This window comes from Marinifaba aquimaris (assembly GCF_013328345.1).
GTDB classification, from domain to species: domain Bacteria; phylum Pseudomonadota; class Gammaproteobacteria; order Enterobacterales; family Alteromonadaceae; genus Marinifaba; species Marinifaba aquimaris.
In genome coordinates, this window is sequence record NZ_JABULX010000017.1 from 64,566 (window position 1) to 79,471 (window position 14,906).

At 41.6% G+C, this 14,906-nt stretch carries 10 protein-coding genes; 2 read left to right on the forward strand and 8 right to left on the reverse strand.

The window, feature by feature from the left end:
* Position 1 precedes the first annotated feature (1 nt).
* The 7 genes from sucC to sdhC form a co-directional block, all read right to left on the reverse strand.
* Positions 2-1,168, reverse strand: coding sequence for an ADP-forming succinate--CoA ligase subunit beta (gene sucC, locus HR060_RS11790; protein ID WP_174200498.1), 1,167 nt, complete (start codon positions 1,166-1,168; stop codon positions 2-4).
* Positions 1,169-1,450: 282 nt separating this feature from the next.
* A complete protein-coding gene (gene odhB, locus HR060_RS11795) occupies positions 1,451-2,962 on the reverse strand; it encodes a 2-oxoglutarate dehydrogenase complex dihydrolipoyllysine-residue succinyltransferase (RefSeq protein WP_174200499.1) in 1,512 nt (503 codons plus the stop codon).
* Between the two features lie 5 nt (positions 2,963-2,967).
* Positions 2,968-5,784: a 2-oxoglutarate dehydrogenase E1 component gene (sucA, locus tag HR060_RS11800; RefSeq protein ID WP_174200500.1), complete on the reverse strand. Its 2,817-nt coding sequence runs from the start codon at positions 5,782-5,784 to the stop codon at positions 2,968-2,970.
* Between the two features lie 160 nt (positions 5,785-5,944).
* Positions 5,945-6,655, reverse strand: a complete 711-nt coding sequence (locus HR060_RS11805; RefSeq protein ID WP_174200501.1) for a succinate dehydrogenase iron-sulfur subunit — start codon at positions 6,653-6,655, stop codon at positions 5,945-5,947.
* Positions 6,656-6,669: 14 nt separating this feature from the next.
* On the reverse strand, positions 6,670-8,442 hold the full coding sequence (sdhA, locus tag HR060_RS11810) for a succinate dehydrogenase flavoprotein subunit (RefSeq protein WP_174200502.1): 1,773 nt from the start codon (positions 8,440-8,442) through the stop codon (positions 6,670-6,672).
* Positions 8,443-8,790: a succinate dehydrogenase, hydrophobic membrane anchor protein gene (sdhD, locus tag HR060_RS11815; RefSeq protein ID WP_174200503.1), complete on the reverse strand. Its 348-nt coding sequence runs from the start codon at positions 8,788-8,790 to the stop codon at positions 8,443-8,445.
* Positions 8,784-9,164 (reverse strand): succinate dehydrogenase cytochrome b556 subunit, encoded by a 381-nt coding sequence (gene sdhC / locus HR060_RS11820; RefSeq protein WP_217434918.1) that lies wholly within the window; start codon positions 9,162-9,164, stop codon positions 8,784-8,786. The genes sdhD and sdhC overlap by 7 nt, the downstream gene beginning before the upstream one ends.
* Positions 9,165-9,535: 371 nt before the next feature.
* On the opposite strand from sdhC, the gene gltA reads away from it, so the two are divergent.
* Positions 9,536-10,816, forward strand: coding sequence for a citrate synthase (gene gltA, locus HR060_RS11825; protein ID WP_174200505.1), 1,281 nt, complete (start codon positions 9,536-9,538; stop codon positions 10,814-10,816).
* Positions 10,817-10,883: 67 nt separating this feature from the next.
* On the opposite strand, the gene radA is transcribed toward gltA, so the two are convergent.
* Positions 10,884-12,245, reverse strand: a complete 1,362-nt coding sequence (gene radA / locus HR060_RS11830; RefSeq protein WP_174200506.1) for a DNA repair protein RadA — start codon at positions 12,243-12,245, stop codon at positions 10,884-10,886.
* A gap of 141 nt (positions 12,246-12,386) precedes the next feature.
* On the opposite strand from radA, the gene HR060_RS11835 reads away from it, so the two are divergent.
* Entirely contained in the window at positions 12,387-14,903 is a 2,517-nt protein-coding gene (locus tag HR060_RS11835; protein WP_174200507.1) for a PilZ domain-containing protein, read from the forward strand.
* Positions 14,904-14,906: the final 3 nt, after the last annotated feature.

Sequence of the window (14,906 nt, forward strand, 5' to 3'; positions counted from 1 at the left end):
ATTAAGCCTCCGCTGCCGCTTTAACTACTAATTCAGCAGCTTCTTGTAAACTTGGAGCTGCGATGATGTCAACGTCTGAGTTAGCAAGAACTTCACGACCTGCTTCTGCATTTGTACCTTCTAAACGTACAACTACTGGAACCTGAACGCCTACTTCTTTAACAGCAGCAATGATACCTTCTGCGATCATGTCACAACGTACGATACCACCGAAGATGTTTACTAATACCGCTTTAACATTGTCATCAGATAAGATGATCTTGAATGCTTCAGCAACACGTTCTTTAGTTGCGCCACCACCTACATCTAGGAAGTTAGCTGGGCTACCGCCGTTTAAGTTAACGATATCCATTGTACCCATTGCAAGGCCAGCACCGTTAACCATACAACCAACGTTACCGTCTAATGCAACGTAGTTTAATTCCCACTTAGCAGCATCTGCTTCACGCGCGTCTTCTTGTGAAGGATCGTGCATTTCTTTGATGTCTGGGTGACGACCAACAGCGTTGCTGTCGATAGCTACTTTGGCATCTAAGCAGTGTAAGTCATCAGATGGTGTGATAACTAATGGGTTGATTTCGATTAATTCAACGTCTTTCTCTTTGAATAACTTCGCTAAACCTAAGAAGATTTTAACGAATTGAGAGATTTGCTTGCCTTCTAAACCAAGTTTGAATGCTAACTCACGACCTTGGTGAGGTTGAGCACCTACTAATGGGTCGATAGTTGCTTTTAAGATTTTCTCTGGCGTTTCTTCAGCAACAGTCTCGATTTCAACACCACCTTCAGTTGATGCCATGAAAACGATACGACGAGTGGAACGGTCTACAACCGCACCTAAGTAAAGCTCAGATTTAATATCAGTACAGTTTTCAACTAAGATGCGGCTAACTGGCTGACCGTTTTCATCTGTTTGATAAGTAACTAAGTTGTTACCTAACCATTTCTCTGCGAATGCACGGATGTCTTCTTTATCTTTTAAAAGTTTAACACCGCCCGCTTTACCACGGCCACCCGCGTGTACCTGAGCTTTTACTACAAATTCCTCACCGCCTAATTCAGCAGCAGCTGCAACTGCTTCTGCTGGTGTTTCACAGGCGATACCTTTGGAAACAGGAAGTCCGTACTGAGCGAACAACTGTTTACCTTGATACTCGTGCAAGTTCATGACAATTTTCCGTTGTTATTGGGTTAGTTATATGGCGTGCCTAAAAAACAACCTAAGTTATTCTTCTAACACTTAAAATTAAGCGCATTATACAAGCTATTAGCAGAGATTCTATAGCTAATTTGGCCTTGTTATATGGCAGTTTGGTTACATCTTATAGTGAAATGAAAAGCAGTGACTATTTCGAGCGTAAATACTCGCTATATAGCAGGCTAGATATACACTCTAGAAACAAAAAACGGCGCTTAAAAGCGCCGTTTTTGATTGTTTATCAGTAACCGATTAAAGGTCTAATAATAAACGTGTTGGGTCTTCTAATAACTCTTTAACCGTTACTAGGAAACCAACTGATTCTTTACCATCAACTAAACGGTGATCGTAAGATAAGGCTAAGTACATCATAGGTAAGATTTCTACTTTACCATTTACTGCCATTGGACGATCTTGGATTTTGTGCATACCTAAGATAGCGCTTTGCGGTAAGTTGATAATTGGCGTAGAAATTAATGAACCGAAAACACCACCGTTTGTGATAGTGAAGTTACCACCAGTCATGTCGTCCATTGTTAGCTTACCGTCACGGCCTTTTAATGCTAACTCACGGATACCTTTTTCGATTTCGCCTAAACCTAATTGGTCAGCATCGCGAAGAACAGGCGTAACTAAACCACGAGGCGTAGAAACAGCCATGCTCACATCGAAGAAGTTGTGATAAACGATGTCATCACCATCAATTGAAGCATTGATAGCTGGGTAACGCTTAAGCGCTTCAGTTACCGCTTTAGTGAAGAAAGACATGAAGCCTAAACGCACACCGTGCTTCTCTTCGAAGATGTCTTTGTACTTTTTACGAATGTCCATGATTGGCTTCATGTTCACTTCGTTGAAAGTTGTTAACATTGCCGTAGAGTTTTTCGCATCTAATAAGCGATTAGCAATTGTTTTACGTAAACGCGTCATAGGAACGCGTTTTTGTGAACGGTCACCAGCTGGAACAGCTGCTGGAGCAGAAGCACTTTGTGCTTTAGCTGGAGCAGATGCTTTAGACTTAACGTAAGCGTCTACATCTTCTTTAGTGATACGGCCTTTTTCGCCCGTACCTTTAATTTTGCTTGCTTCTTCAGCAGAGATGCCGTTTTCAGCTAATGCACGACGAACTGATGGGCTTAACGCATCTGATGACTCATCGCTTGCTGCTGGTGCTTCTTCAGCTTTAGCAGCTGGTGCAGAAGGTGCAGCACCGGCTTTTAACGAACCAATAACTTGCTCAGCAGTTACTGTTGCGCCTTCGTCATGTAAAATTTCCTCTAATACACCATCTTCTGGTGCCACTACTTCTAAAACAACTTTGTCTGTTTCGATGTCGACTAAGTTTTGGTCACGCGATACCGCTTCACCTGCTTGTACGTGCCAAGTAGCAACTGTTGCATCTGCTACTGACTCTGGAAGTACTGGAACTTTGATTTCCACTTTCTCACCTTCTACTTGTTGAGTTTGTTCTTGTTGTGCTGCTTGTGCTTGAGCAGGTGCGGCCGCCGCTGGGGCTGCTGCTTCACCAGCTTCGCCTAATAATGCGATAACTTGCTCTGCTAATACGGTTTCACCTTCAGGTGAAGAAATTGAAGTGATTACACCGTCTTCTGGTGCAACAACCTCTAAAACAACTTTGTCAGTTTCGATATCTACTAAGTTTTGGTCACGAGATACCGAATCACCAACTTTTACATGCCAAGTTGCTACGCTCGCGTCAGCAACAGATTCCGGCAATACAGGCACTTTAATTTCAGTAGCCATTATTATTATTCCTCTGTTAGACCAAGCGCATCATTAACTAGCGCTTTTTGTTGGACATTGTGCACAGATAAGTAACCTACCGCTGGAGATGCAGATGCTTCACGGCCAGCATAAGTTAACTTGGCACCTTCTGGGATTTGATTCCAGAAGTGGTGTTGAGAACAGTACCAAGCACCTTGGTTTTGTGGCTCTTCCTGACACCATACAAAATCTTTAACGTGCTTGTATTTTTCAACAATCTCGTCCATTTCTGCATGAGGGAATGGGTATAACTGCTCTACACGAACAATAGCAACATTGTTCTTTTCAGCTTTGCGACGTGCATCTAATAAGTCGTAGTAAACCTTACCGCTACAGAATACAACACGGTCTACTTTAGCCGTATCTAAATCATCAATCTCATCAATCATGTCATGGAATACACCAGACGATAATTCTTCAAGTGAAGATACTGCAGCTGGGTGACGTAATAATGACTTAGGTGACATTACGACAAGAGGACGACGAACAGGACGAATGTGCTGACGGCGGATCATGTTGAACACCTGAGCTGGTGTAGTTGGTACACACACTTGCATGTTATGGTCAGCACAAAGCTGTAAGAAACGCTCTAATCGTGCTGAAGAGTGTTCTGGACCTTGACCTTCATAACCGTGAGGTAACAACATAGTTAAGCCACATAAACGGCCCCACTTTTGTTCACCTGATGATAAGAACTGATCGATTACCACCTGAGCACCGTTGGCAAAGTCACCAAACTGTGCTTCCCAGATAACAAGTGAAGTAGGTTCAGCTGTTGCATAACCATATTCAAAAGCAAGTACAGCTTCTTCTGATAATACTGAATCGTATACTTCGAAACGACCTTGTTTTTCATCAACGTGCTGAAGCGCTTGGTAGCCAGAAGCGTCTTTTTGGTCATGAATAACCGCGTGACGATGGAAGAAAGTACCACGACCCGCATCCTGACCTGTAATACGAATATTCGTACCCGTTTCAGTTAACGTTGCATACGCAAGTGTTTCAGCAAAACCCCAGTCTAAAAGCTTTTCGCCTTTAGCCATAGTTTGACGGTCTTGGTAAATTTTCTTAACACGTGAATGCGGTGTTACACCTTCTGGATAAGAAGATACTTTTTGAGCAAGTACTTTTAAGCTTTCAACTGGCATTGATGCATCGTATGCAACATCCCAATCGTTACCAACGTAAGGAGACCAATCTACAGAATGCTCCATCATTGGACGCCATTCTTCAACCACACATGCACCATGATCTAATGCTGCACGGTATTCGTCGATAACTTTCTTAGCATCCGCTTCTGCAATTACACCTTCTGCTGCTAACTGCTGAGCATATAACTCACGTGGCACAGGGTGCTTTTTGATTTTTTGATACATTAACGGCTGAGTCGCATTTGGCTCATCCGCTTCGTTGTGACCGTGACGACGGTAACAAACTAAATCGATTACTACATCACGCTTGAATTTGTTACGGAAATCTAATGCAATTTGAGTTGCTAAGATTACTGCTTCTGGATCATCAGAATTAACGTGAAGAATTGGAGCCTGAACCATTTTCGCGATATCAGTACAATACTGAGTAGAACGCGTGTCTTGTGGATTAGACGTCGTGAAACCAACTTGGTTGTTAACAACGATACGTACTGTACCACCTACTTGATAAGCACGTGTTTGCGATAAGTTAAATGTTTCTTGAACAACACCTTGACCTGCAATTGCTGAGTCGCCGTGAATAGTGATTGGTAATGCTTGAGTACCGTCACTACATCCGCGTCGGTCCATACGTGCACGTACAGAGCCCATAACAACAGGGTTAACGATCTCTAAGTGAGACGGGTTGAACGCTAACGCTAAGTGAACATCGCCACCTGGAGTAGCAAAGTCAGAAGAATAACCAGCGTGGTACTTAACGTCACCTGAACCTAAGTTTTGGTCAAATTTGCCTGAGAATTCGTCAAATAATACCGATGGGTTTTTACCCAATACGTTAACTAAAACGTTTAAACGGCCACGGTGAGCCATACCGATAACGACTTCTTTCGCACCTTGTTCACCTGCACGAGAGATTAGCTCTTTAAGCATTGGAATTAACGCATCACCACCTTCAAGTGAAAAGCGTTTCGCACCAGGGAATTTAGCACCTAGGTACTTTTCTAAACCATCAGCAGCAACTAATTCTTTGTATATTTTTTTCTTGGCTTCAGCAGAAAACGACGGGCTTGACTGTACAGACTCTAGACGTTGTTGTAACCAACGCTTTTCATCTGTTGCAGTAATGTGCATATATTCTGCACCAATAGAGCCACAGTAAGTTTTAACTAATGCGCTATGGATATCACGAAGAGGCAACTTTTCTGGACCAACAGCAAAAGAACCAACGTTATAGACTTTATCTAAGTCTTCGTTAGTTAAATCGTGATGTGATAGTTCTAAATCGCGGACTCGTTCTTGTTTCCACAATCCTAATGGATCGATATTGGCGTGTTGGTGGCCACGGAAACGGAACGCATTAATTAATTGGAGAACTTTAACTTGTTTTGCATCAGAGCTTTCAGCTTGTACAACCACTTGTTGGCGATGGCTGTTTTTAGCTGCAATTCGGAAATCTTCACGAACGTCAGAGTGCTTAGTTTCAACGTCAACGCCTTCTACTTTAGGCAATTGGTCGAACAGAGCACGCCAATCTTCCCCTACCGATTGAGGATCATCTAGGTAGGCTTCATAAAGCTCTTCAACATAAGTGGCATTGGCACCGGCTAATTGTGATGATTCTAGCCAGGCCTGCATTGTGCCGTCGTGCATTATCTTTTCCTTCACCGCTGAACCAAGTAATATTCATTTAGTACTTGAGAATATAGAAACTTGGTTAATTTTTGTTTTTATAAAAAAATAGCCATTCTTAAACCGTTAAGAATGGCTATTCAGTAATTAACTATTTTTCAAACTAACGTTTGATAAATAACTAAACAGCCTGCTTTAACAGCATTGACTTGATGTGACCAATCGCTTTAGTCGGGTTCAAGCCTTTAGGACATACGTTAACGCAGTTCATGATGCCGTGACAGCGGAATACGCTGAAAGCATCATCTAAATTTGCTAAACGCTCTTGAGTCGCAGTATCACGACTATCTGCTAACCAACGGTATGCAGCAAGTAAACCTGCTGGGCCGATGAATTTATCAGGGTTCCACCAGAAAGATGGGCAAGAGGTTGAACAACACGCACATAAGATACATTCGTAAAGACCGTCTAATTTGTCACGCTCTTCAATTGACTGTAAGTGCTCACGTGCAGGTGGTTGTGTATCGTCGTTGATTAAGAACGGCTTCACTTTTTCAAATTGAGTGAAGAACTGTGTCATATCAACTACTAAATCACGTACCACAGGTAAGCCCGGTAATGGACGGATCACAATTTTATTACCTTTAAGGTCAGATAATGGTGTGATACACGCTAAGCCGTTTTTACCATTCATGTTTACACCGTCAGAACCACAAACACCTTCGCGGCATGAACGACGTAATGATAATGATGGATCTTGTTCTTTAATTAATAAAAGCGCGTCAAGAACCATAATATCTTGGCCTTCTTCAAGCTCAAGAGTATATTCTTGCATGCGAGGCTTTGTATCAACATCTGGGTTATAACGATAGATAGAGAATATTTTTTTCATCTTAATGTTTTCCCCTAGTAAGTACGAACTTTCGGTGGGAATGCTTCGCGGTGAACAGGTGTCATGTTGACATCACGCTTAGACATTTCTTCCGAGTCAGGGTTATAGACTGTGTGACATAACCAATTTGAGTCATCACGCTCTGGGAAATCGAAACGGCTATGAGCACCACGACTTTCTGTACGGTAGTTGGCCGCAACCGCAGTTGCGTATGCAGTTTCCATTAAGTTATCTAATTCGAGACACTCGATACGCTGTGTGTTAAAGTCGCTCGATTTATCATCAAGACGCGCAGATTTAAGACGCTCACGAATTTCTTTTAACTCTTTAAGACCTGTTGCCATTGCATCACCTTCACGGAATACCGAGAAGTTTAACTGCATGCATTGTTGTAAGTCTTTACGGATTTGGAATGGACACTCGCCCTTACCTTTTTCCGAGCTTTCCCAACGATTATAACGAGACATAGCTGCATCAAGATCATCAGGAGAAGCAGCTTTACCTTCTTGCGTATCAGAAAGGTATTCGCCTAAGAATTTACCTGCAGCACGACCGAATACGACTAAGTCTAATAGCGAGTTACCACCTAAGCGGTTAGCACCGTGTACTGATACACATGCAATTTCACCTACAGCGAATAGACCTTCAACGATCTTATCGTTGCCGTTAGCATCAAAAGTGATAGCTTGACCGTTTACATTAGTTGGAACACCACCCATCATGTAGTGACAAGTAGGAATAACTGGAATAGGCTCTTCAACTGGATCTACGTGAGCAAATGTGCGAGATAAATCACAAACACCTGGTAAACGAGACTCTAGTGTTTCTTTACCTAAGTGGTCTAATTTAAGTTTAATGTGTGGACCCCAAGGACCGTCACAACCACGACCTTCACGAATCTCTGTCATCATTGAACGAGCAACAACATCACGACCGGCTAAATCTTTGGCATTTGGCGCATAACGCTCCATGAAGCGCTCGCCGTCTTTATTTAATAGGTAACCACCTTCACCACGACAACCTTCAGTTACAAGCGTACCAGCACCGGCAATACCTGTTGGGTGGAACTGCCACATTTCCATGTCTTGCATAGGAACGCCAGCACGTGTTGCCATACCAACACCATCACCAGTATTGATGTGCGCGTTAGTTGTTGATGCGTAAATACGACCTGCACCACCGGTTGCTAATACTGTAGCACGAGCTTTAAAGTAAACTACTTCACCTGTTTCGATACAGATTGCAGTACAACCAACAACAGAACCTTCATCGTTCTTAACTAAATCTAATGCATACCACTCAGTGAATACTTTAGTTTTGTTTTTAACATTTTGTTGATAAAGCAAGTGTAACAAAGCGTGGCCTGTACGGTCAGCAGCAGCTGCTGTACGGGCGGCTTGCTCACCACCAAAGTTTTTAGACTGACCACCGAAAGGACGTTGGTAAACTTTACCATTTTCGAAACGAGAGAAAGGTAAGCCCATGTTCTCTAATTCGATAATCGCTTCAGGACCGGTTTTACACATATATTCGATAGCGTCTTGGTCACCGATAAAATCAGAACCTTTAACCGTATCGTACATGTGGTATTCCCAGTTATCTTCGTGCGCGTTACCAAGTGCAACAGTAATACCACCTTGAGCAGATACTGTGTGTGAACGCGTTGGGAATACTTTAGTTATCAAGGCACAAGATTGGCCTGATTCTGAAATAGATAAAGCAGCGCGCATACCCGCACCACCAGCGCCGATTACTACGGCATCAAATTCTCTGACTGGAATACTCACTTAAACACCCCACAATACAACGATGCCGGTAATGAAATAGCTAAACGCGGCAATGTTAAGGAAAAATTGTAAGAACAGACGTAACTTAGTGCATTTAACGTAGTCTGTTAAAACTTGCCATAAACCGATCCAAGCGTGAGCTAATAAACCAAACAAAGCTAAGATAGTGAATACTTTCATTGCTGTATTTGAGAAAAGACCAGTCCAATCTGCAAAAGAAATATTTGGTGTACAGAAGATGTAAGCGACCAAGAAGATTGCATAAGCAGCTAAGATAAGTGCTGATGCACGGATGATTAAGAAATCGTGAACGCCCGAGCGTCCTAATGTTGCTGCATTGTTTACCATAATTGCACCGCCACTAATACTGATAATACTACCGTTAATGCCATGGTTACTTTTGCACTTGTGTTGCCCGATTTTAACTCTTCGAACAATCCGCAATCCATTAGTAAGTGACGGAAGCCACCTAACATGTGATATGCCAATGCAGTTAATGTACCCCAAATAACAAATTTAGCGATAAAGGTGTCCAAACATTCTTTAACCGCTTCGAAACCTTCAGCTGAAGATAAAGAAGTAGCAAACGCCCACATTAAGATGCCCATGGCAACAAACATGATAACGCCTGAAATACGGTGAAGAATAGAGGCAATGGCGCTAGCCGGGAAGCTAATAGTATTTAGCTCTAGGTTAACAGGTCTTTGCTTTTTCACAGTCATTCCCACTTATTACTCAAATCTATGCGACTTTATTTAGATTTATTATTGTGCACTAACAAATCGGTAATAAATTGGTTTTAGACGTGGAGAATCCAGTACTTGAATCAATCTATAGATTTTATTGAGTGCTTATTATTTTATTATGTAGGCCGAGCGCTAGTCTCGACCTCGCGAGAGTATATAAGGGTGCGGGTCTAAATACAATTGCTGCAACAAAAAAGTGCATGATCGAACAAGTTTTAATCATCGTTAAATAAAAGGCGTTTATTTAATAAACTATAACGCTTTGGAAATTGCTATTTGCTGTAAATTAAAGTTTAATAGCGCCCACTCAATAATAACTAGACAACTCTTTTCAAAGGAGCGCACTTATGGCTGACAAGAAAGCCATCTTGACTATCGACGGAAATCAAGTAGAGCTACCAATTTATTCTGGTACGCTTGGCCAAGATGTTATCGACATTCGCACTTTAGGCCAACACGGCCATTTCACATTTGACCCTGGCTTTTTAGCAACAGGTTCATGTGAATCAGAAATCACATTCATCGATGGCGGTAAAGGTGTTTTATTACACCGTGGTTATCCAATTGATCAGCTAGCAACTCAAGCTGACTACTTAGAAACTTGTTACTTGTTATTCAACGGTGAAGCACCAAGCGAAGAAGAGTACAAAGAATTCGTATCCATCATCAAAAACCACACTATGGTTCACGAAGGTATTCACCAATTCTTCAACGGTTTCGACCGTGATGCTCACCCAATGGCAATGTTAAATTCAGTTGTTGGCGCATTATCTTCTTTCTACCACAACGATTTAGACATCACTGACCCAGAGCAACGTCACCGTTGTGCAAACCGCTTAGTTGCTAAATTACCAACGATTGCGGCAATGTGTTACAAGTACAGCATCGGTCAACCTTTCGTATGTCCTAAGAACAGCTTAAACTACTCAGAAAACTTCTTAAACATGATGTTCTCTGTACCAGCTGAAGACTATGAAATTAACCCTGCTGTTGCAAAAGCAATGGACCGTATCTTCACACTTCACGCTGACCACGAGCAAAACGCTTCAACGTCAACAGTACGTTTAGCGGGTTCTTCAGGTGCTAACCCTTATGCATGTATCGCTGCTGGTATTGCTTCATTATGGGGCCCTGCGCACGGTGGTGCTAACGAAGCATGTTTAAACATGTTAGAAGAAATCGGTACAGTTGATCGCATCGACGAATACGTTGCTAAAGCGAAAGACAAAAACGACCCATTCCGTTTAATGGGCTTCGGTCACCGTGTATACAAAAACTTCGACCCTCGCGCTACAGTAATGCGTGAAACATGTCACGAAGTTTTAGAATCTTTAGGTATTAAAGATCCATTATTAGACGTGGCTATGCGTTTAGAGCAAATCGCTTTAGAAGACCCATACTTCGTTGAGAAGAAATTATACCCTAACGTTGATTTCTACTCAGGTATCATCTTAAAAGCAATTGGTATCCCAACTAACATGTTCACAGTGATCTTCGCATTGTCTCGTACAATCGGCTGGATCTCTCACTGGAACGAAATGTTATCTCAACCAGGTGCTAAGATTGGTCGTCCTCGTCAGTTATACACTGGTCAAGACAAGCGTGAATTCCAACCAATCAAAAAATAAGACTTATCTTATTTAACTAAAAAGGCTCCTTTCGGAGCCTTTTTTTGTATCTGATACTACATTCAATTTAAATTGACTCTATCGCTTCCGATAATTTGGTAACCGCGATAATCTCCATACCTTCAATTCCTCCTTTTGGCACGTTGGCTTTAGGTACAATCGCTTTTTTAAACCCGTGTTTAGCTGCTTCTTTTAAGCGCTCAACGCCATTGTTTACTGGTCTAATTTCGCCCGATAAACCCACTTCACCAAAGCTAATAAGTTCTTGCGGTAAAATTTGATTTCTAAAACTCGATATTAAAGCGATCAGAAAAGCTAAATCCGCACCAGTTTCGACAACTTTTACCCCACCAACAACATTAACAAATACGTCTTGGTCACCCATTTGTATGCCGCAATGTCGATGTAATACAGCCAACAACATAGCTAATCGAGTTTGATCTAAACCCACGGCTACACGTCGCGGGTTGCTTAACGCAGAATTATCAGCAAGTGCTTGAATTTCAACAAGTAATGGCCTTGACCCTTCCCATACCACCATCACAATGCTACCTGATGAAGCAGATTCAGCTTGCGCTAAGAAGATTGCTGAGGGGTTAGTGACTTCACGCATGCCTTTTTCAGTCATGGCAAAAACACCTAACTCATTAACCGCACCAAAGCGGTTTTTATGCCCTCTTAACGTGCGATACCGGCTATCAGTGGAGCCATCTAATAAAATTGAGCAATCAATACAGTGCTCTAGCACTTTAGGGCCAGCGATAGAGCCGTCTTTTGTAACATGACCAACCATGAAAATAGAGACATTATTCTGTTTAGCATATCGTGTTAAAAACGCCGCGCTTTCCCTAACTTGTGACACACTACCCGGTGCTGATTGAATGTCAGCCATATGCATAACCTGAATCGAGTCGATGACCATAAGTTGTGGTTTAATTTGCTCGGCTAAATGACAAATGGTTTCAACATTGGTTTCAGACAATAATTTCAGTTGTTGCTTTGGTAAACCTAACCGCTCAGCACGCATAGCAACCTGCTGTAATGATTCTTCGCCTGTAACATAAAGTGCAGGCATAGTTTGAGCCAACTGACACATCATTTGTAATAACAGAGTACTTTTACCCGCACCCGGTGAACCGCCAATAAGCACCGCAGAACCAGGAACAATACCGCCGCCTAAAACTCGATCAAATTCGCTTAAACCCGATGTAAACCTGGGTAACTCAGTTAACTCAATTGTCTCTAATGTCTCAATTTTAGATGTGGTTGCACCTGCATAGCCGGCAAACTTGGCATTTGTCGTTTTTGCAGGTGCCACTTTAAATTCAACCACACTATTCCAAGTATGACAGTCGCTGCACTGGCCTTGCCACTTTGAAAATTCAGCGCCACATTCATTACAAACCCATGCAGTTTTTGCTTTTGCCATTTAAAAACACCTTAAATTCGATGAAACAACTACTTAATCCTAACTTGTTGCTTTAACCTGCAATAAATTATGGCTAAACTTGTTTTATGATACGTCGATAAACAATTGATACGAATTATAATTTTTTTATTAACTTAGTCTATGTCTGTAAAAACTGATCCAGCTTTAGCTGAATACAAATCTATCATAGAACAGCTAAAACCAGTTGTTGGTCAGCCTGACTTTGGTCAGGTGCTTGATTCAGTTGCCCACCATGTTCCAAAACCCAAACGCTTCTTAATCAAAATGGAACTCAACAGACTTGCTGCCCCTTGTAACCGACGCATTGATTTACGTGGTCATGTAGAGGGTGAAATCAAAGAATTTGAATTTGACGGTACCGTCCACTATTTAGATGACGTCGCTATTGGTATTTTTGAAAAAGGGTTAAAACGCTTCGGCGGCAAATATACCACGGGCATTTTTGAAGACGTTCAAAACGCAGAAAACAACTTCCGAGTCATGCATCAAAAGCAAACTGAAAAAATGATGCAAGAGAAGGAAGATGCTTCAGATATTAGTAAGCAAAGTGCCGGGGTTAAAACAAACTACCCCGCTGATGCGGTTATTTTCGGCAATCGCGGTTTTCGCCAAGAAGAACGAATGATTTATTCGATGACCATAGATGTCGAGTTTGAAAACGGCCAACATGTTAGAGCCGTGACAACAGATTTGTCGGTCAGCGGCTGCAAAATCAAACTACCAAGAAATTATAAAGCGATTAAAGGTCAAACTATCCGTGTTAATTACACAGGACTCGAAGAGGAGTTTTCTCTTGGTTTAGAAGAGCCCGTGAGTTATGAAATAGTAGGAATAGATGAAAAGCTTGGCCATCTATATCCCCGCTGTAGACGAATTGAATCAGATAAAACCGCAAGCTTTGACAAGTTTCTTGACCGGTTTATTAACGGTAATAAGCGTCGTTATAAATTAAATTTAGATAACACAGTTGAAGCAGTTGTCACTAAAGGCTACGAGCAATATTACTTACCAAGAACAACAAGTTTGCCCATATTCATTAAAGAAAATGACAAAGGCATTCTTTACCCGGCCTACATGCTCAGTAATGAAAATAATAACGAGATCGCCAGACAGTGGTTAGATGAAGAAAATAATAACCAGCTGGCCAGTTTATTGAGCCCTAGAAGATTAAATAACCTATTAAAAAAACCGGGGCGAGTCAAAGAAACACTCGTTTATGGTTTTACTCACATTGCCAAAAGCAAGGTCTATTTTTATTCAGCTACAATAGATGAGCTCAATAAAAACGAAGAAGTTAAGACGATGTTTTTGAGTTTTGGCGCCAGTAAATCTCACTGGTTTGTATATAAAGTCCAGTTAACAGACTGTCATGGTGAGTTGGCTCATATCCCGCTAACACTGCCAAACTCTGCAAGTGAAGATGCAGAGAAACTCAATAAGCCTCCGTCGACTCGTGTTCAAAGAGCTGTAAAAGCAATTCGGTATATCGCCACGGTTACCGAATTATCGGATGAGAAAAACAAAACGATTTACAGTGATTTACCTTTGGATATGTCCAAAGCAAATTTACTCAAACCTTTTGGCCATAAACGCACTCGATTAAAAATTGAAGATGTCTCGGTTAAGTTTGTAAATCTGCGTTCAGAGACGCGTTTCATTTACCGTTCAGCAGTCGAAGTATCTGGTGATTTATTTGATGAGCCAGGTGCGACTCGGGACTTTTCAACTAAGGGCATGCAAATAGAATTCAACGAGCCCGTTGAAGTTGAAGAACAAGAAATCATTCAAGTAGCCCTACCCGATCTGCAAAAAATCACTAAAAAATACAAGTTAAAAAACTTAGCTTACGAAGTGGTTGGTTTTAATAAAGCAAAAACCATCATTAATTTAAAAATATATGAGGGTGATACCAGTACGCATGTTGGTAAAGCCTTTTTCAACGAATTAATAGAAAACAACCGAGCTAAATTAAAAGCGGCGATGGAGCACAGCCATAGCATTCCAGGATTAGCTGAAGCATTGAGAAATATCTTTGTGCAACGGATGCCAAACGTCGGTATTTATATGCATAAAGAAGGTATTCGCTACGAAATGAATACGATTGGGCATTCGCCACTACCTAATAAATTTGTTGATATTATGCATCAAGCAGAGGGCGAAAAAGACTTTAATCTATACCCGCTTTTGCACAACAATTACTTGCAAGATGTGTTTATAACGAGCTTGCGCAAAATGCAAAGGCATCACAAACCGGTCATTCATGATTTTTTTATTAAGTACCGACCAAATGAAACTGAACTCACCGAGCAATTTGAAGTTAAATTAGCCGACAAATTCAGAAACCCTGCTGCTCAAAAAATCTTTGTACAAAAGGCCAGCCAGAAAGAAAGTCTGTTTTTTGCAGTGCGTTTATATTTCTCTCGGACAGGTCGACCAGATACGGACTTTATCGCTAAAGAGCTGGCTTATGTCAGCCAATACGCAATGCACAAGGCAAAAGTTTTAGAGGAAGAACTATGGAGTGTAGCAGGCGTCGTGGATGTAATTGATATTTCCGAGGAATATCTTACTCGACTTGGCTTTGCTAATGATGCTTATCACAAGCAGTTGGTCAAAAGGCATAAAATGATAAAATAACAG